Source organism: Clostridium sp. AM29-11AC (assembly GCF_003480545.1).
Classification (GTDB): Bacteria; Bacillota; Clostridia; order Lachnospirales; family Lachnospiraceae; genus Otoolea; species Otoolea saccharolyticum_A.
Genome location: NZ_QUJI01000039.1, coordinates 1 through 17477 on the forward strand (window position 1 = coordinate 1; position 17477 = coordinate 17477).

Here is a 17477-nt window from a genome sequence, read left to right on the forward strand (position 1 = left end):
ATCTGAAGTATCTCACAAAAGTTGGAGTTTGACTATCCGGTTGGTTATAAAGCGCTTACAGAATGAGCAAGAAACGGAAACAAGAGTGGGCGTTGTTTCTGAATGAAAGAAATCGCATTACCTACAACGAACTTTGCAGAAAGTGCAGTAATGACTGCAAGCAGAGTTTCCGCTGTATCGTAGTGCTTTGCCCGAAGTATTTATCGAAAAGGAGAACGAAGAACAATGAAGCAGACGGAAAATGAAATGAATGTAAATGTACCTCTTGAAGTTATCAAGGCAAGTGAAATCGAACCGAAAGAAGTGAAATGGCTGTGGTATCCGTATATTCCGTTCGGCAAGGTTACGCTGTTGCAGGGCGATCCGGGCGATGGAAAAAGCAAGTTAATGCTTTCCATTGCCGCCCTACTCTCTAAGGGCGAACCTCTGCCCTTTACTGAAACGGAAGAAACCGAGCCTATGACTATCATCTATCAGACAACGGAAGATGACGCAGACGATACGGTAGTACCCCGATTTAATTCAGCCGGTGGGAATGGAGAAAATCTTATCTTCATCAAGGAAGATGAAAAGTCTTTATCCTTTGGGGATAACCGTATTGCTGAAGCAATCGAAAGGTATCACGCAAAACTTTTAATTCTTGACCCGATGAGTTCCTATATCGGAGAGAACTGTTCAATGAACAATGCCAACGAAACACGAGCAGAGTTTAATCATCTGATTGCGGTTGCGAAGAATACTGGCTGTGCAATCGTGATTATCGCTCATATGAACAAGATGAGAGATACCAATCCACTTTATCGTACCAATGGTTCTATTGATATTGCGGGTGCTGCAAGAAGTATTCTTGCAATCACACGCACACCGAACAAAGAAGCACCAGCGGAAAGATATATGGTGCAAGTGAAATCCAACCTTGCCCCGACAGGCTCTGCAATTCTCTTTGAGGTTGCAGAAAAAGGAGTGGACTTTATCTCTGAAATGGAAATGACAGCAGAAGAAGCGTTCCAATCCCTTGCCCCTAAAATGGGCAGACCGAACGATAAGGAAATCAAGGCAAAAGAATTTCTTTTGGAAATGCTGAAAGACGGAGAAATGCTTTCTTCGGATTGCGAAGAAAGACTTGAAGCCGCAGGGTTCAAGAAATCAACCATCAAAAAGGCAAAGAAGAAAGCAGGAGTTATCTCCAAAAAGAAAGGCTTTCTGTGGTACTGGTCTTTGCCGATGGGCGATATACCGAGAGAATAATGCAGGCTGTCTGATGAGTGGACAGTCTGTTTTTATGATTGAGGTATCATAAGGAGGTCAAGGGGGAACTCCCTTGCCCACGACATCTTTGCAGACGAAGTCTGAAAGTGTCATAGTGGGTTACACACATTCAAAGAATGTTGTGTAATGGCTTCGCCCCTGTCTGGAAAGGAGAGTAAAATGGCAAAAACCAACAAGGCAGATATGAGTTGTGCAAGGGTAAAACAGTACACCGCTTCTGATGTGAGCAAGGCGGAAAGGCACAACGAACGCAAGAATGAAACCTATGAAAATATGAATGTAATTGTGGAACGAATACCCTTTAATGTGCATTTCAAAAAACCGACTGCCCCGACCTATATGGAACAGTTAAAGCAGATGGAAACAGACGGGCAGGTGTCGCTTCGTGGGTTAAGGAAAGACGCAACACTCTTTAATGAGATTGTGATTGATGTGAACACGATGTACTTCGAGCGTAACGGTGGTTATGAATACGCAAAGCAGTTTTATGAAGAAGCCTATCATTTCATCGAAGAAAAATTCGGTGCTGACAATGTTATATCGGCAGTAATGCACGCTGATGAAATCAATGTAGCGGCAACCGAAGAACTTGGAAAAGAGGTTTACCACTATCATCTTCACGCTATGGTTCTGCCTGTGGTGGAGAAAGAAATCTTATGGAGTAAGCGTTGCAAAGACCCCGAACTGCGAGGAACGGTCAAGGCGGTTGTTAATCAGATAAGCCATTCAAAGAAATGGAAATCGGATATTCCGCTGACCGATGAAAAAGGAAATCCATTGCTAAGAAAGAACGGGAAACCGATGTTCCGAGCTTCGTACAGCATACTGCAAGATGAGTTGTTTCACTATATGACGGAACAAGGGTTCAAAGGCTTTCAGCGTGGCGAATACGGAAGTACGGCAGAGCATTTGACTTCCCTGCAATATCAAATCAAACAGGATAAAGAGCGATTGGAGAAGTTGCAGAAGCGTATTCAAAAGGAACAGGTTAAGTATGAGCCTGCCCGTCATATTTCCAAAACCTTAAACGAGATTGACAGTATGGGGCAGAAAACAATCACAGGTAAAATGGCAATCTCCAAAGAGGATTATTCTGAGCTGACTTCCCTTGCCAAAGAGGGCATTACCAGTCGTGCGGAAATCAATAAATTGGAGCAGAGTGCAAATTATTACCGACAGAAATATTTTGACAGTGCAAATGCACTGGAAAGAATGAAAACCAAATACAACGAACTGAAAGAAAAGTGCAGACCTTTTCTTGAAGCGTTGGAGCATTTCCCCGAAGTTGCTAAACTTTTTACCGAAAAAGTGAAGCAACTTTTTTCTTTTAAGGAAGCACAGGAACGAGCCGAAAAAGAAGCAAGGGAAAAAGAAAGACAGGAGCGTATCAAGGCACGAAGAAACAAGCGTGGTATGGAAAGATAACCATTTCCATTGTACTTGCAACTTAATGACTTCTTGATATGTTCAGATGAAACAGGCTGTATTTGTGGGGTGTTCTAAACGGAATGCCCCACAGTCAATTTATGAAAAGGAGAAACGGACGATATGAAAGAAAACACTTTATCTTATACAACACGAATAGGTAAAACCACTTTTATTGTAAATGTGAAGCAATCGGAAAGTGCGAAGAAGCCTTTGAATACGGTGTTTCAAGAAATATGCAGACACGAGATGTTGGGAGATTTTTCAGCGGATAAATATTTGAATTTAGAAAACTTACAAAAATCATCTTGACAAACTCGTTCCCGAGGGAACCGGCTATCGTGCCAGAACCAGATTTGCAAAGTTCTTCAACCTTCCTGAACTGATGAATATGTTCAAGGAAGTGGCAGACATCAAGACCTCTGACCAGTTGAATCTCCCTGTTCCTGAAGCAAAGTTTGAGACTGTTGTGGTTCAGCCCTCTGAACATCAGCAGGATATGGTAGCGGAGCTTTCCGAGCGAGCAGCGGCAGTCCATGCAGGTATCGTAGACCCGTCCGAGGACAATATGCTGAAGATCACAAGCGATGGTCGAAAGCTGGGACTGGATCAGCGACTGATGAACCCGTTGCTCCCTGATGACCCGGACAGCAAATTGAATGCCTGTATGGGGAATGTTCTCCGTATCTGGCAGGACGGTCAGGCAGATAAGCTGACTCAGCTTGTGTTTTGTGACCTGTCCACTCCGAAGAATGACGGTACGTTCAATGTCTACGATGACATTAAAACGAAGCTGATCGCAAACGGAGTGCCTGCGGAGGAAGTTGCATTCATCCATGATGCGGATACCGAAGCAAAGAAAAAAGACCTCTTTGCCAAGGTTCGTACCGGTCAGGTGCGTGTACTGCTTGGCAGTACACAGAAAATGGGCGCAGGAACCAATGTCCAGGACAAACTGGTGGCAGTTCATCACTTGGATGTGGGTTGGCGTCCGTCCGATATGACCCAGAGAAACGGTCGTATCATCCGCCAGGGCAACCAGAACAAAGAAGTTCAGGTGTATCAGTATGTAACGGAGGGAACCTTCGACGCATATCTGTATCAGACCTTGGAGAACAAGCAGAAGTTCATTTCTCAGATTATGACCTCCAAATCGCCGGTTCGTTCCTGTGATGATGTGGACGAGCAGGCTCTGTCCTATGCGGAAATCAAGGCGCTGTGTGCCGGTAATCCTCTTATCAAGGAAAAAATGGACTTGGACATTGATGTGGCAAGGCTGAAGGTGCTGAAAGCTGACCACCAGAGTCAGCAGTACCGCATGGAAGATAAGCTCCTGAAATATTTCCCGGCTGAGATTGAAAAGCAGACAGGCTATATTCATGGCTTTGAAGCTGACATTAAGACCGTAGAAGCTCACCCGCAGATCTCCGAGGGGTTCTGCGGCATGGACATCCGTGGAAAGCATTATGCGGAAAAAGCAGATGCCGGTGAGTGGATTCTGGCAGCGTGTAAGGAAGTAAAAGGCTCCGATCCTGTCCCTCTGGGCAGTTATCGTGGGTTCCAGATGGAGCTTTCTTTCGACAGTTTCTGTCACGAGTACGACATCACTCTGAAAGGCTCTATGAGCCACCGTGTAGCCCTTGGCACTGATGCGAGGGGCAACATCACCCGTCTGGATAATGCCCTTGCAGGCATTACAGAAAAGCTGGAAAGAGCTAATGAACAGCTGACCAATCTCTACAATCAGCAGGAAGCGACCAAAGGTGAACTTGGAAAACCGTTCCCTCAGGAAGCAGAACTGATGGCGAAAAGTCAGCGACTGGCAGAGCTTGATGCGGCTCTGAATATGGAGGACACGGTGGAGAGCCGTGCCGAAAAGAAAAGCACAGAGCGTCCTTCTGTTCTGGCTGATCTGAAATCCAAAGCAGAGCATATCCCGCCTGCAAAACGCTCTGAAGCTCACGAGGAGGTGTTGTAATGGCAAAGCGAGACCAGGATGTTCATTTCCTTGCATCCAAAGAGGAAGTTGAGAGAATCCATCAGAAGATGGATGAACTTGGCATCCGAAGCATGGGGGCGTATCTTCGCAAGATGGCTCTGGATGGCTACTGCATCAATCTGGATTTGCAGGATGTGAAAGCTCTGGTTTCGCTCCTGCGAATCTGTTCCAACAACCTGAACCAGTACGCAAAACGAGCCAATGAGACCGGCAGCATTTATGAAGCCGACATCAACGACCTACAGGTGCGTCTGGAAGAAATCTGGACGGATATGAAAGAAGTGCTTGTCAGGTTGGCATCCATCCAGTAATCCCCGACAACTTGTCGGGAAGTCGCAGTTTTGGCTGCGGCTTTACATAGGACAATACGCTTTCATTGGTTGAATTGTTCACATTTATGAGCTACAATATTATTGAAAAGATCTGTTTAGAAACAGTTAGACAAACTTGAATTTGACGGAGAGATAGTATGGCTATTATTAAAAACGAAATACCGATTTTGGAGTTTGATACAGAGCAGACAGCAGTTCTTAATCCCACTCATGAAAATCTTGGTTTGAACTTACCCAAGAAATGTGTGTTCGCATTTCTTGGTGCTTACATAGATGAATATGCCAGTAAAAGTGATACCAAACAGGTATCCACTTTTGAGAGTGCAACGAAGCATTATCCCATTTACATCACCAAATACAAGGGTGAGGACATTGTGCTTTGTCAAGCACCCGTTGGTGCGGCAGCAGCCACACAGATACTTGATTGGCTGATTGGTTATGGTGTAAGAGAGGTAATCTCGGCAGGTAGTTGCGGTGCTCTGGAAAAGTTCCCCGAAAGTACATTCCTCGTACCAAACAAGGCTCTGCGTGATGAGGGAACATCTTATCACTATGCGCCCCCTTCTCGATTTGTGGAAATCAGCGAGAAGGCAAGAAAAGCAATTGAAGAAACCATTCTTGAGCATAGTATGAAATATCAGGAGGTTATAACCTGGTCAACGGATGGATTTTTCCGTGAAACCAAAGAAAAGGTGGCTTATCGCAAAAGTGAAGGCTGTGCAGTTGTAGAAATGGAATGTTCTGCTCTGGCGGCCTGTGCTGATTTCAGAGGGGCAACCTGGGGTATGATACTTTATACCGCAGACAGTCTTGCAGATGTTGACAAATACGACGAAAGAAACTGGGGCGGTAATGCATACGAATATGCACTTACGCTCTGCCTTGATGCGGTTATCAAATTATAAGAACAGTTAGAATCAATCTTTTTTTGTGATATAATTTTATTGAGGTGAATGAAATGAGGACTGAAAAAGAAATATACGATTTAGTTTTGAATTTTGCTTTTCAAGATGAGAGAATTAGAATTGTAACTCTTGAGGGGTCTCGCACTAATGTTAATATACCAAAAGACAATCTTCAAGATTATGATATTACTTTTTTTGTTATAGATATGGGAGAATTTTTGAAAAGCGATGACTGGCTTAGTGTTTTTGGTAACAGAATTATGATGCAAAAACCTGAAGATATGGAATTATTTCCTCCAGAAGAAAAAGGATTTTCTTATATAATGCTTTTTGATGATGGTGTAAAGATTGATTTAACTTTGTTACCTGTTTCAATGCTTGAGGAGTATCTTACTCGCGATAAACTTGTAAAAATCATGTTAGATAAAGATAATATGATTAAAACAGAAATAGTTCCCACAGATGAAGATTATTACATTAAGTGTCCAACAGAAAGAAAGTTTGATGACTGTTGTAACGAATTTTGGAATGTTGCAACATATGTATCCAAGGGCTTACTTCGTGGTGAAATACTATTTGCAATAGACCATATGAATGAAGTATTACGTCATGAGCTTCTTAGGATGATTAGTTGGTATGTCGGTACTGAAAAAGGATTTAATTTCAGTTTGGGTAAAAACTATAAATTTTTAGATAAGCATATTTCAAAAGAATTGTGGGATAACTTACTAAATACATATTCAATGAGTTCGTATGAAGAAATGTGGAAATCGTTTGATTTGTGTCTATGTTTGTTCAAAAAAATATCTAAAAAAGTGGCAGATTCACTTGGTTATAATTATCCTGATTATGATGAAAACGTTACAAAATATTTGGAAACACAAAAGAGAATTTCAAATAAATATCTTTATGGTAATAGGTATTGACAAATTCCAATTTGTCGAACTGAATATTTAAGTTTTAAGGACGCATAGGCGACAAAAAGCCTTGCGTCCTTTTCCTTTTACATAGGGGGTGACATCGTTGCGTCTTTGCAAGCCCCCTTGTACAATATAGTTAGAAGAAAGGAGTTTTGCTTATGAAAATGATGCTGAAAGTATTGGCACTTCCGGTGCTGTTCGTTGTAAAATCTATTTGTATCCTTGGAAATCTGCTCACCAACATTTCCTCTTATGTGATTGGGTTATTGCTTCTGGTCATCGCAGGCTGCGCCATCTACTGTATCGTTCAGGCAATGTGGACTTCGCTGGCCATCCTTGTCGGCATGGGATTGGCGGCGATCCTCGCAATCTTCCTGTTGGTCTGGGCTGTTGTAAAATTTGAAACTTTGGGCAACCATATCAAAGAATTTATTTGTTATTAAGATGGGAGAAACTGATGGACAGAGGATTTATGGAGCATTACTTTGAAATAGCCTATAACGATGTAACCGGGGAAATCGCCGGAGAAGATGAGCAATATGCGGAACTGCAACAAGCGGCTGATGAAGCCATACACGCCCTTGCAGACATCGTAGGCGAAGCGAATACACCCCTTTGGAAACAATGCGAACACACAATCAACAGCCTTTATGCGGTTCAGCTGCATCTGGCAAAACTGGCATATCTGCGTGGTGCAGAAGATCGGGAAAAGATGCTGAGATAGTTTTATGGAAAGTCACCTTCGGGTGGCTTTTCTTTTTGGAAAGGATGTGATGTGAATGGCAGCAACAAGATTGATTGCGCTCCATGTGAACAAAGGCAAAACAGTCGCTCAGTGTCTGGCTGACCGTACTGATTACTCTCAAAATGCTGCAAAAACTAATGACGGCGAATTTATCAGCTCCTATGAGTGTGATCCCAAGACTGCCGATGAAGAATTTCTTCTTTCCAAAAGGCAGTATCAGCACATCACCGGCAGACAGCAAAAGAATAACATCATCGCCTATCAGATACGCCAGTCCTTTAAGCCCGGAGAAGTTACGCCGGAAGAAGCAAATCAAGTAGGTTATGAAACGGCAATGCGCTGGACGAAGGGAAACCATGCGTTTATTGTTGCAACCCATATCGACAAAGCCCATATACACAATCACATCATTTATAATTCGACATCCATTGACTGCTCACGGAAGTTCAACAACTTCTTTCTTTCCGGTCTGGCGATTCAAAAGCTGAGTGATCGTGTTTGTGCGGAGCATGGACTTTCTATCATCACACCAAAACCCTACCGGGAGCGTCAGAAACGAACGGTTTTCCCGAAAAAGCGGACCCAGCGTGACGAGCTTTGCGAAGCCATTGACTTGGTACTCAAAGAGAAACCTAAGGGCTTTGAAGATTTTGTTCAGGCTCTTGCCGATATGGGATTCGAGTTTAAGGATGGGAAACAGCCTGCATTTAAGGGAAAGGAACAGAAGCGATTTATCCGCCTGCGTTCTCTGGGTGAAGGGTATAGTGAGGAAGAAATCCGTGCTGTTATTGCCGGAAAAAGTCTGCACAAGTCTAAGGACGGTTCTCGTCAGGCTCCCGAACAGAAGCAGTTCCACCTTCTTATTGATATTCAGTCTAAGATGGCGGAAGGAAAATCGGTTGGGTATGAGAAGTGGGCAAAGAAATATAACCGCAAAGAAGCTGCCAGGACAGTATGCCTTTTGAAAGAAAAAGGAGTAGATAGTTACGAGGACTTGGTTGCCCTCACGGATAAGCTGGCCTCTCGCTTCTCCGAACTTTCCGACTCTATCAAGGCGGCTGAGAAGCGGATGGTCGAGATTGGAGCATTGCAGACGCACATCAATAATTACTCCAAGACCAGAAAAACCTATGAAGCGTACCGCAAGTCCGGGTACAGCAAAAAGTTCTTTGAAGAACATCGTGACGAGCTGATGCTCCACAAGGCGGCAAAGCAAGCCTTTGACCAGCTGGAGGGGAAAAAGGTTCCTTCTCGTCAGGCTCTTCATGAGGAATTTAATCGACTCCTGGTTGAGAAGAAACAAGCCTACGCAGAGTATCGTCAGGTGAAGAAAGAGATGCAGGAATACCTGATTGCGAAGCAGACGGTTGAGACGATCCTGAATATTGACAGGAAGAAAGAACAGGAAAAAGAAGAAAAGAAGCCTCTTCGTTAATCAAAAATGCCACGGTCTATGCTCCGGTATGGAGTGTAGATCGTGGCGGCTTTTTTATTTTACAGGTTCTGCGCTTTCTGCCATTTTGATAATCTCAGAATCATCAATTTTGCTTGGAGTGTATTCCAGAACATAAGTAACTTCTGGAGAATACCTCCAGCACAGAAATGCCGTGTCGTCCTTCTTATATAGAGCTCCAGGCCAGTCCTGAATCATCATTTCCTCACAGCTGTCCATGCTATCCACCGGAAAAAGAACTTTCAGAGCTTCGGTATGTAATCCGTGGATTTCTGCTGGGTCTCCTTCGTAAAATGTGGTTTTAAGGATACGGTAGTAAATGTTGTTATCCTTGTCGTTTTGATCTCCGTAGGTAAGTGTGGCTGCGAGTTCTGTTTTGGAGACCTTCTTTACATCTTCTCCAAGAACTTCTTCTGCGCTCTTTTCAAAACGGTCAGCAAATTCATCGAAGTCCATTTCCTTTTTCTGATGTGAAGCCACCGCAATTATGATTCCAACTGCCAAAATAATAATGACGGCAAATAGAATGGCTATTCGTTTCTTTTTATTCATGTTCTTCCTTTCCGAGAAAAATAATGCGAAAGTCAACGAGGTACATCTGGCAGATTCATGATCTTTGCACCTGCCTTTTTTGCATATCGCATGGTCTGATAAGCTCCGCCAGAATCGTGTTCGACACAGAAAATAACCAAATCCGAACGGTCAACCATGGACCGATTTCTGACTTGATGGGCGGACTTGAAATGCTTTTCTGCGGATTCGAGACAGATTTCAATTTCATCATAATACTCATGAAATGACTGCTCATTGTTCCGGTATTCTGCCGTCATATATGGCAGTACAAGAACGAGAGAACTGTTGTCATCCCGGATGGTTCGCTTGCATCTGCGAACCGTTGATGAAACAAGCTGATCAAATTCTCCGTCTCGCCCTACAAGGAACTCGACGTATTCTTTGGTATGAAGCAGCTCACGGATGATTGCTTCCAACTGCTGTTCAATCACAAACGGATCATCAACTTCTCTGTGTCCAAAGAAGCTGACAGCGAATAAATTCATAAAAATCTCTCCTTTGGAGATACTTCATACTGGTATCGCCAATCAAAATCCGATATTGGTAATTATATCACCAATACAAGAAAGGATAAAGCGAAAATTCATTTTCTTGCTACCAACACTGCCTTCCAATTCATACTACAATAATTGAGGAAGGAGGGACAGAAATGGCCAACACGCAGTATGATGAATTTATTCGTATCAGGATTACTGAACTGAGAATAGCAAAGAATATTTCTGAACACAAGATGAGTTTGGATTTGGACAAGAGTGGCTCATACATTCGCGGTATAACCAGCGGAGCGGCCTTGCCGTCTCTCAGGGAACTGTTCAATATCATCTCGTATTTTGATATGACACCGGCAGAATTTTTCGCTCCACTGGACGATGCGAAAACTCCGTATCGTGAATTATGCGAGAAGCTGAGAACCATGAATGAGGAAGATCTCGAAAAGGTCAGTACCTTTATTGGCTGGATTGAGAAGAAAGAATAATCAAATGGAATTAAGATTTTAACCTGGATGCCAAATGGCAGTCCAGGTTTTTTCTTTCTCAAGAAAACGTTCAGAATGAACGAGCAGCCGGTATCGCAGATACCGTTCAAAGGGGATTGGGGACGCTTGCCCCAACGAGCAGATTTGTGAAGATTGCACCGGAGGGAAAATCGAGAAAATGAGTGAACCTGTACAGGTTTACACTGCTTGCCAATTTGTGAGACTCTAAAATACGGATATGCTCTAACGGTAGTGAAGAAAATACGATTGATGAATTTTTTAAGAGAAAACTATGCAAATCACCTATAGAATTGACACAACGATCTGAATTATCTTACTATATCAACAGCGGTATCTCTGATACAATATAAAAATTCGCTGTATTGAGTGAATAATACAAAGGAGTGATGATTTGATGGCGACATACCGTTCAGATGAATGCAGGACAAAATCGCTTGCACTATATAACAAACAGATAAAAAAATTGGATATGCCATTTTCGGATATTTATATAAATACTTAGGTCAGTTTACAAGGAACTACACGCAGACCGTGAAACGGGCTGCTGACAACAAACGGCGCTATGCTCCCGGCTGGGTGCATAGCACCTGTTTGTTGCGGGGGTTTCCAAAGGGGGCAGCGCCCCATTTGGCACACGACTTTGCGGAGCAAAGTGTAGTGTGTTATACGCTCTGTCGGCGTTGCCCTGAAAATACCGTTGCCGCCGGGGAGGGCAAGGGCATTTGACGCGGCAGGAAAGCAGGGCTTTGTTTGGGGCTGGTAAGCCGGAAACAAAGGGCTGATTTCAGCAGCAGACAGGGCGTATTATGAAAGCCCCCGTCCCTCGTCCTCCGCCCCCGGCCTATGGGACAAAAAGTCCCAAAGCTCTGGACACCGTGACCAGATGTGTGGCCACACTCCGGGAAAAGTAGTAGGACGGCAGGAAACCGTCAAGGCTGAAATGAATGGGCTGACGCCCGGCCTTGACCGTTCCCCGCCGCCCCGCTGGATGGGTGGACAAGGTGGCCAATCCCTAAAAGTGTTTGGCCGCACTCGTTCATTTTGGGGCCTTTCTTCTCCCAAAATTGAAATGGGCGGGAAAGCCCTAAAATGGCTTTCCCGCCTTGATTACCCATTAGCAAAGACGGGCGAGACTGTCAACGGCGGCGCTGAAAGCGCCGTTCATCTTGACCGTTGACTGGCTCGCCTGGCTTTGCTACTGCCCGTAAGAGATGGAAAAACAAGATGGAAAACAAGGTTAAAAATGGTTGACAAGTCTATCGGATGTGTGTTATACTGTGCGACAGTTTGAGATTGGAAGGAGGCTTACGTGTGTTAATTTGTGTACGCTAATAAGCAATAAAAAGTAGAAGTACCTTTCCACATGATGGTGGGCTTTTTTTGCGTGCGTATGCAAAGGAACACGTAGGTTTGACACGAGCAGTCTTTGAACTGTATCGTGGTGTTTTTTCGTGCTTTGTTGTTATGCAGGCGTCTGCCCTCTCTGTGGGACAACGCCTGCTTTTTATTGCAGAAACAAAGGAACAATGCAATAAAAAAGGAGGTTCGCATTATGACCCAAAACAACAATTCATGGAGAAAAACTTATTTTACACTTCTTGCCGGACAAGCAATATCCTTTATTAGCAGCGGTATTTTGGGAAACGTAAAAGAAGTTATGGAAATAAGACTTAGAAGCAAACTTAAGAGTGTGTTGATAGTGCATTATCTTAAAATTTTGTATAATAGGAATTGAAGTTAAATTAGATGCTAAAAATTTGTAATTAAGAAGGAGGGATTCGTCATGTTGGTATTCCAAATGCGTAATGTAGATAAAACATCTACTGTTTTGAAACAGACTAAAAACAGTGATTACGCAGATAAATAAATACGTTAGATTAATTCCTACCAGTGACTAATCTTATGACTTTTTAAACAGATAACTAAAATTACAAACAAATCGTTTAACTTCTGTATTTGTTTATAGATGTAATCACTTCAGGAGAGATTACATGAACAAAAATATAAAATATTCTCAAAACTTTTTAACGAGTGAAAAAGTACTCAACCAAATAATAAAACAATTGAATTTAAAAGAAACCGATACCGTTTACGAAATTGGAACAGGTAAAGGGCATTTAACGACGAAACTGGCTAAAATAAGTAAACAGGTAACGTCTATTGAATTAGACAGTCATCTATTCAACTTATCGTCAGAAAAATTAAAACTGAATACTCGTGTCACTTTAATTCACCAAGATATTCTACAGTTTCAATTCCCTAACAAACAGAGGTATAAAATTGTTGGGAATATTCCTTACCATTTAAGCACACAAATTATTAAAAAAGTGGTTTTTGAAAGCCGTGCGTCTGACATCTATCTGATTGTTGAAGAAGGATTCTACAAGCGTACCTTGGATATTCACCGAACACTAGGGTTGCTCTTGCACACTCAAGTCTCGATTCAGCAATTGCTTAAGCTGCCAGCGGAATGCTTTCATCCTAAACCAAAAGTAAACAGTGTCTTAATAAAACTTACCCGCCATACCACAGATGTTCCAGATAAATATTGGAAGCTATATACGTACTTTGTTTCAAAATGGGTCAATCGAGAATATCGTCAACTGTTTACTAAAAATCAGTTTCATCAAGCAATGAAACACGCCAAAGTAAACAATTTAAGTACCATTACTTATGAGCAAGTATTGTCTATTTTTAATAGTTATCTATTATTTAACGGGAGGAAATAATTCTATGAGTCGCTTTTTTAAATTTGGAAAGTTACACGTTACTAAAGGGAATGGAGATAAATTATTAGATATACTACTGACAGCTTCCAAGAAGCTAAAGAGGTCCCTAGCGCCTACGGGGAATTTGTATCGATAAGGGGTACAAATTCCCACTAAGCGCTCGGGACCCCTTGTAGGAAAATGTCCTAAGTGTGGCAACAATATTGTATTAAAAAAATCGTTTTATGGTTGTTCAAATTATCCTGAATGTAAGTTTACTTTAGCTGAACATTTTAGAAAGAAAAAACTAACCAAAACGAATGTAAAAGAATTACTGGAGGGAAAAGAAACCCTGGTAAAAGGAATCAAAAACGTAACCGTCAAATCTCCCGGCGCATAAAAAAGCATCTCTGGCTTAGCAACCGCAGCTGGGCCAGAGATGTTCATTCTTTTGGTATTCTGCATTCCTGGGGTGCACTGGCAGGCAAGAGTTGTTCGGCCCAAGCCTCGTCCATCTGGCTCATAGCGGGAGCATTCCGCAGAACCCAGAGCAAGTAACGGTACGGATCTAATCCGTTTTCTTTCGCTGTCTCAATCAGGCTGTAGATCACACTGCTGGACTGTGCGCCGCCCGGTGTATTGGCAAACAGCCAATTCTTGCGGCCCATAACAAAAGGCTTTATGCTGCGTTCAGCACGGTTGTTGCTCAGTTCCAGCCGCCCATCCTCCAGATAACGGATCAGGTATGGCCACTGCTCCAGCAGATAGTGCAGCGCCCTACCCAGAGCGGACTTTGGTGCCGCCTTGCCGCTGGCCGCATTTGCCCACGCCAATAGAGCGTCCAGAACCGGTTTTTCCTGTTCCAGCCGCTTAGCATGTCGTTCTTCTGGTGTCAGTTCTGCGAAAGACTTTTCCAACTGGAACAGCCTTGAGCAGTAGCACTCGCCGGCCGCTGCCAGAGAATCTTTTCGCTTTTCCTGCAGTAGCGTCTGCAGCGCCTCATCAAATTTTCGCCGCGCGTGGGCCCAGCAGCCAACCACCCGGATATTCTCCGGCAGCCTGTGGTAACCATGGTATCCATCCGCATGGAGCCAGCCGGAGAAGCCCTTTAAGAACTCCTCCGCGTGCTCTGCCTTCCGGTTCGGCTGGTATTCATACAGGACAATCGGATGCTCCGTACAGCCGCTGGTCCTGTACAGCCACATGTAGGACTTGCTGGTCGCCGCCTTCCCGGGTTCTTTCAGTACCTGCAGCGTCGTCTCATCGCCATGGAGAACTTTCTCCCTGCAGAGCTGCCGGTGCAGCACCTCGTAGATGGGCTGCAGCCAGGTATCAGAGACATTCAGCAGCCAGTTGGACATGGTCTGCCGGGAGAGCTTCAATCCCTGGCGGTGAAACTCCTGCTCCAGCCGGTACAGCGGGGAATACATCACAAACTTCTGTACCGCAATATGCGCTACCGCCTCCGCGGAAGCATAGCTGCCGGGCAGCAGCGCAGGCTCCTTCGGTGTTTTCAGGATGTTGGCCTCGCCGCTGTCCTGCTCGCACTTCCTGCAGGCGTAGGTATAGTAGACATCCTCTCGAATCCAGAACCGGGCAGGCTCCATTTGCAGGCTCCGGCGGACCTCTTTGCCGATCTCCTCCATTTTGCTGCCGCAGGCGGAGCAGATCAGCTCTTCTTCGCTCAGACGGTGCTCCACCACTTCAGTGGGTGTGCCCTCCGGAACGATCTCGGTCACGCTGCCGGACTGCTTCTTGCGCGCATGGGCTTTCACGGCAACCTGCTCCGGCGTAGCGGATTTGGTGCCATAGGCGTAGGCTTCAAGCTCATTGAAGCTTAGCGAAAGCTGATCCATCAGGCCCTCCTGCAACTTCTCGGAGGAGGAGCCGAATTGCCGCTTTTTCGCAAGACCCAACTGCTCCAGAAGCCATTGGTTCTGGAGCTTGAGTTCAGTGAGCTGAGTTTGCTGAGATTCATATTCCGCGCGTGAAATGGTCACCATTTCAGCGTTACTTGTGGCAATTCTCTTCTCGTTTTCCATGTGAAAATTATACCACAAAAAGTGTCAAAAAGCCAGTGTTTTCGATGCTTTTCGGAAATTTAATCTGCCTTATATTATGCTCAGCCCAGATACTGGGCGGTGGGCTTTTGGCTGCTCGATCTGTAAGCCTTCCATCAGCCAGCGGTACTGCTGCGGCGTTAGTGACCGTACTTCAGATTCACTTCTCGGCCACTGGTATGCACCCTGTTCCAGCCGCTTGTAGAGCAGAATAAACCCGTCCTTTTCCCAGTATAGTCCCTTGATCCGGTCTCTGCGCCGCCCACAGAACAGGAACAGCGTGTTGGTGAACGGATCCAATTCAAACTGCTGCTGCACCATCCGGGCCAAACCGTCTATGCCTTTACGCAGATCGGTATAGCCACAGGCGATATAGACCCGATCCGCTCCGGAAAAATCGTTCAGCATGGCCGCAGCGCCTCGACCAGGGCTTTCAGCAGGTCCGGACTCAGCTCTTGATAGAAGTCAATGCTGCTATTGCCGATCCGCAGCGTGGCGGAACATTCTGAAACGTTCCGATCCTGCTGTTTCGGTGCTGGTAACTCTGCAAACGCAGGTGCCCCGGGGAATTCCGGTGCCGCATCTGCGATGGACAGCACTTCCCGTTCCCAACGATAGTATGTAGATGGTGTGATTCCTCTTTGCTTGCACCACTGCCGTACCGGAAGACCGCTGCTTCTGCAATTCTGAATCGCTGCCACCCATTTCTGTTGTCGTGCCTGGTGCTTTAGCTCTGTTGATGTCATGGTGTCCTCCCTGATGTTAATAGTAGTGGAACGTCGCGAAACGTTCCACTACTATTATCCCATGGGTGTCCATCCGCCGGGAGATTTGACGGTTACGTATTTTGCAAATGGCCATTATCTTTTATTTGGTTGCGAAAACTAATTCTGCAATCATATTGACGGCGGCAACACTGATTGGATTTTTGCCGCAAGCCTGTTTAGGCCCGTTTGCAGGTGCTTTTGTTGACCGGCACAGCCGTAAAAGCGTAATGATTGGTGCGGATTTGATAATTGCCGCCGCTGGCGGTATTCTGGCGCTGGTGGCGTTTTACATGGAATTGCCCGTATGGTCTATTATGGTTGTCCTGTTAATCCGAAGTGCGGGAACTGCTTTTCATTCTCCAGCATTCAGCGCAGCAACACCTATGATTGTGCCAAAAGAGGAACTTACAAAATGCGCTGGTTACACGCAGACCATGCAAGCAGTAAGTGCGATTATCAGTCCAGCTGCCGCAGCGTTTTTATATGCTGTTTGGCCTCTTAATGCAATTATATTGTTAGATATTGTGGGTGCAATCCTTGCCTGTGTGACTGTTGCGATTTCGTCCATACCAACGCCTGAACTATGTCCAGAAACGAAAAGACAACAGTTTTTACAGGATATGAAAGAGGGGTATGTGGTATTAAAGCAAAACAGGGGCCTCTTTGCTCTGCTCTGGATTGGTGTAATTTATATGTTCTTTTATATGCCAATCAGTACGCTTTTTCCTCTCATCTGTATGTCATACTTCAAAGGAACACCGGCCCATGCCTCTGCCGCTGAAATTGCTTTTGCGGTTGGTATGCTGCTTGGCGGAGTCATTCTGAGCATTTGGGGCGGTTTTAAGAAACGGCGGTACACCATCGGTCTTTCCGTTCTCCTGATGGGCGTTAGCAATATGCTCTCCGGGCTTTTGCCGCCAGACGCATTTCTTGTCTTTGTTGTGTGCTGTACTGTTATGGGAATTTCCGCTCCATTTTACGGTGTGCAAAATGCGATTTTTCAAGAAACGGTCAAACCAGAATATCTGGGGAGAGTTTTTTCTCTACTGACAAGCGCCGCTTCCCTCGCCATGCCGTTTGGCCTTGTCATTTCCGGGCCTCTGGCGGAGCGGCTGGGAGTTGAGAAATGGTTTGTCATTTGCGGAATTGGCATTATCATCGTTGCGCTTGCCGTATTTTTACTACCCGGTTTGAGAGAGATTGACAATACGCAATAATCAACTGCACCTTTTTCTATTACTAAACAAAATGCCTGGATGGTGGTTTGAACCGCCTCCTGTCAAGTAGACCGGGAAAATAAATAAAACTCGCATACCGTACCCGA

At 44.7% G+C, this 17477-nt stretch carries 19 protein-coding genes and 3 pseudogenes; 17 read left to right on the forward strand and 5 right to left on the reverse strand.

What is annotated here, in order from left to right; genetic code table 11:
* Window positions 1-62: 62 nt before the first annotated feature.
* From DW757_RS17855 to DW757_RS16665, 11 genes and pseudogenes are all read left to right on the forward strand, one after another.
* The gene (locus tag DW757_RS17855) at window positions 63-245 is read left to right on the forward strand and encodes a hypothetical protein (RefSeq protein WP_118752282.1); all 183 of its coding nucleotides are present in this window, start codon (window positions 63-65) and stop codon (window positions 243-245) included.
* A complete protein-coding gene (locus DW757_RS16620; RefSeq protein ID WP_004452858.1) occupies window positions 226-1248 on the forward strand; it encodes an AAA family ATPase in 1023 nt (340 codons plus the stop codon). The genes DW757_RS17855 and DW757_RS16620 overlap by 20 nt, the downstream gene beginning before the upstream one ends.
* 180 nt (window positions 1249-1428) lie before the next feature.
* Window positions 1429-2694: a plasmid recombination protein gene (locus tag DW757_RS16625; protein ID WP_021391154.1), complete on the forward strand. Its 1266-nt coding sequence runs from the start codon at window positions 1429-1431 to the stop codon at window positions 2692-2694.
* Between the two features lie 123 nt (window positions 2695-2817).
* The gene (locus DW757_RS16630) at window positions 2818-3006 is read left to right on the forward strand and encodes a transposon-encoded TnpW family protein (protein WP_004452856.1); all 189 of its coding nucleotides are present in this window, start codon (window positions 2818-2820) and stop codon (window positions 3004-3006) included.
* A gap of 1 nt (window position 3007) precedes the next feature.
* Window positions 3008-4672 (forward strand): annotated as a pseudogene (locus DW757_RS16635) (helicase-related protein); the annotation flags it as partial.
* Window positions 4672-5004 (forward strand): plasmid mobilization relaxosome protein MobC, encoded by a 333-nt coding sequence (gene mobC / locus DW757_RS16640; RefSeq protein WP_118752283.1) that lies wholly within the window; start codon window positions 4672-4674, stop codon window positions 5002-5004. The pseudogene DW757_RS16635 and the gene mobC, both read left to right, overlap by 1 nt.
* A gap of 158 nt (window positions 5005-5162) precedes the next feature.
* A complete protein-coding gene (locus DW757_RS16645) occupies window positions 5163-5930 on the forward strand; it encodes a nucleoside phosphorylase (protein ID WP_002582179.1) in 768 nt (255 codons plus the stop codon).
* 53 nt (window positions 5931-5983) lie between these two features.
* Window positions 5984-6856: an aminoglycoside 6-adenylyltransferase gene (gene ant(6), locus DW757_RS16650; RefSeq protein WP_002582178.1), complete on the forward strand. Its 873-nt coding sequence runs from the start codon at window positions 5984-5986 to the stop codon at window positions 6854-6856.
* Window positions 6857-7008: 152 nt separating this feature from the next.
* The gene (locus tag DW757_RS16655) at window positions 7009-7293 is read left to right on the forward strand and encodes a hypothetical protein (RefSeq protein WP_118752284.1); all 285 of its coding nucleotides are present in this window, start codon (window positions 7009-7011) and stop codon (window positions 7291-7293) included.
* 14 nt (window positions 7294-7307) lie between these two features.
* Window positions 7308-7574, forward strand: a complete 267-nt coding sequence (locus tag DW757_RS16660; RefSeq protein ID WP_118752285.1) for a hypothetical protein — start codon at window positions 7308-7310, stop codon at window positions 7572-7574.
* 55 nt (window positions 7575-7629) lie between these two features.
* On the forward strand, window positions 7630-9030 hold the full coding sequence (locus DW757_RS16665; protein WP_118752286.1) for a relaxase/mobilization nuclease domain-containing protein: 1401 nt from the start codon (window positions 7630-7632) through the stop codon (window positions 9028-9030).
* A gap of 54 nt (window positions 9031-9084) precedes the next feature.
* Here the strand turns inward: DW757_RS16665 and DW757_RS16670 are convergent, their stop codons facing one another.
* Together DW757_RS16670 and DW757_RS16675 are read right to left on the reverse strand one after the other, a co-directional pair.
* Complete coding sequence (locus tag DW757_RS16670) at window positions 9085-9600, reverse strand: DUF4367 domain-containing protein (protein WP_118752287.1); 516 nt, start codon at window positions 9598-9600, stop codon at window positions 9085-9087.
* 32 nt (window positions 9601-9632) lie between these two features.
* Window positions 9633-10106 (reverse strand): hypothetical protein, encoded by a 474-nt coding sequence (locus DW757_RS16675; protein WP_118752288.1) that lies wholly within the window; start codon window positions 10104-10106, stop codon window positions 9633-9635.
* 164 nt (window positions 10107-10270) lie between these two features.
* On the opposite strand from DW757_RS16675, the gene DW757_RS16680 reads away from it, so the two are divergent.
* The 5 genes and pseudogenes from DW757_RS16680 to DW757_RS16720 form a co-directional block, all read left to right on the forward strand.
* Window positions 10271-10597 (forward strand): helix-turn-helix transcriptional regulator, encoded by a 327-nt coding sequence (locus DW757_RS16680; protein WP_118752289.1) that lies wholly within the window; start codon window positions 10271-10273, stop codon window positions 10595-10597.
* Window positions 10598-12170: 1573 nt separating this feature from the next.
* Entirely contained in the window at window positions 12171-12353 is a 183-nt protein-coding gene (locus tag DW757_RS17860; RefSeq protein ID WP_242985277.1) for a hypothetical protein, read from the forward strand.
* A gap of 48 nt (window positions 12354-12401) precedes the next feature.
* Entirely contained in the window at window positions 12402-12485 is an 84-nt protein-coding gene (locus DW757_RS16705; RefSeq protein ID WP_001814874.1) for a 23S rRNA methyltransferase attenuation leader peptide, read from the forward strand.
* A 124-nt stretch (window positions 12486-12609) separates the two neighbouring features.
* Complete coding sequence (erm(B), locus tag DW757_RS16710) at window positions 12610-13347, forward strand: 23S rRNA (adenine(2058)-N(6))-methyltransferase Erm(B) (RefSeq protein ID WP_001038795.1); 738 nt, start codon at window positions 12610-12612, stop codon at window positions 13345-13347.
* A 169-nt stretch (window positions 13348-13516) separates the two neighbouring features.
* Window positions 13517-13699 (forward strand): annotated as a pseudogene (locus tag DW757_RS16720) (topoisomerase DNA-binding C4 zinc finger domain-containing protein); the annotation flags it as partial.
* Between the two features lie 70 nt (window positions 13700-13769).
* Here the strand turns inward: DW757_RS16720 and DW757_RS16725 are convergent.
* The 3 genes from DW757_RS16725 to DW757_RS16735 form a co-directional block, all read right to left on the reverse strand.
* On the reverse strand, window positions 13770-15368 hold the full coding sequence (locus tag DW757_RS16725) for an IS66 family transposase (protein ID WP_165852602.1): 1599 nt from the start codon (window positions 15366-15368) through the stop codon (window positions 13770-13772).
* 69 nt (window positions 15369-15437) lie between these two features.
* Window positions 15438-15794 carry an IS66 family insertion sequence element accessory protein TnpB gene (gene tnpB, locus DW757_RS16730; RefSeq protein WP_117472324.1) on the reverse strand — a complete coding sequence of 119 codons (357 nt, stop codon included), beginning with the start codon at window positions 15792-15794 and terminating at the stop codon, window positions 15438-15440.
* Entirely contained in the window at window positions 15788-16132 is a 345-nt protein-coding gene (locus DW757_RS16735; protein ID WP_117472322.1) for a hypothetical protein, read from the reverse strand. The genes tnpB and DW757_RS16735 overlap by 7 nt, the downstream gene beginning before the upstream one ends.
* Window positions 16133-16230: 98 nt before the next feature.
* Between DW757_RS16735 and DW757_RS16740 the strand changes: the two are divergent.
* Window positions 16231-17370, forward strand: a pseudogene (locus DW757_RS16740) (MFS transporter); the annotation flags it as partial.
* Window positions 17371-17477: the final 107 nt, after the last annotated feature.

Bases quoted from the DNA above. Each gene is read 5' to 3' on its own strand.
- DW757_RS16645 (WP_002582179.1), top strand. From the start codon at position 5,163: ATGGCTATTATTAAAAACGAAATACCGATTTTGGAGTTTGATACAGAG.
- DW757_RS16625 (WP_021391154.1), top strand. From the start codon at position 1,429: ATGGCAAAAACCAACAAGGCAGATATGAGTTGTGCAAGGGTAAAACAG.
- DW757_RS16620 (WP_004452858.1), top strand. From the start codon at position 226: ATGAAGCAGACGGAAAATGAAATGAATGTAAATGTACCTCTTGAAGTT.
- DW757_RS16665 (WP_118752286.1), top strand. From the start codon at position 7,630: ATGGCAGCAACAAGATTGATTGCGCTCCATGTGAACAAAGGCAAAACA.
- DW757_RS16630 (WP_004452856.1), top strand. From the start codon at position 2,818: ATGAAAGAAAACACTTTATCTTATACAACACGAATAGGTAAAACCACT.
- DW757_RS16680 (WP_118752289.1), top strand. From the start codon at position 10,271: ATGGCCAACACGCAGTATGATGAATTTATTCGTATCAGGATTACTGAA.
- DW757_RS16670 (WP_118752287.1), bottom strand. From the start codon at position 9,600: ATGAATAAAAAGAAACGAATAGCCATTCTATTTGCCGTCATTATTATT.
- DW757_RS16655 (WP_118752284.1), top strand. From the start codon at position 7,009: ATGAAAATGATGCTGAAAGTATTGGCACTTCCGGTGCTGTTCGTTGTA.
- mobC (WP_118752283.1), top strand. From the start codon at position 4,672: ATGGCAAAGCGAGACCAGGATGTTCATTTCCTTGCATCCAAAGAGGAA.
- DW757_RS17855 (WP_118752282.1), top strand. From the start codon at position 63: ATGAGCAAGAAACGGAAACAAGAGTGGGCGTTGTTTCTGAATGAAAGA.
- DW757_RS16735 (WP_117472322.1), bottom strand. From the start codon at position 16,132: ATGACATCAACAGAGCTAAAGCACCAGGCACGACAACAGAAATGGGTG.
- DW757_RS16660 (WP_118752285.1), top strand. From the start codon at position 7,308: ATGGACAGAGGATTTATGGAGCATTACTTTGAAATAGCCTATAACGAT.
- DW757_RS16675 (WP_118752288.1), bottom strand. From the start codon at position 10,106: ATGAATTTATTCGCTGTCAGCTTCTTTGGACACAGAGAAGTTGATGAT.
- DW757_RS16705 (WP_001814874.1), top strand. From the start codon at position 12,402: ATGTTGGTATTCCAAATGCGTAATGTAGATAAAACATCTACTGTTTTG.
- DW757_RS17860 (WP_242985277.1), top strand. From the start codon at position 12,171: ATGACCCAAAACAACAATTCATGGAGAAAAACTTATTTTACACTTCTT.
- tnpB (WP_117472324.1), bottom strand. From the start codon at position 15,794: ATGCTGAACGATTTTTCCGGAGCGGATCGGGTCTATATCGCCTGTGGC.
- DW757_RS16725 (WP_165852602.1), bottom strand. From the start codon at position 15,368: ATGGAAAACGAGAAGAGAATTGCCACAAGTAACGCTGAAATGGTGACC.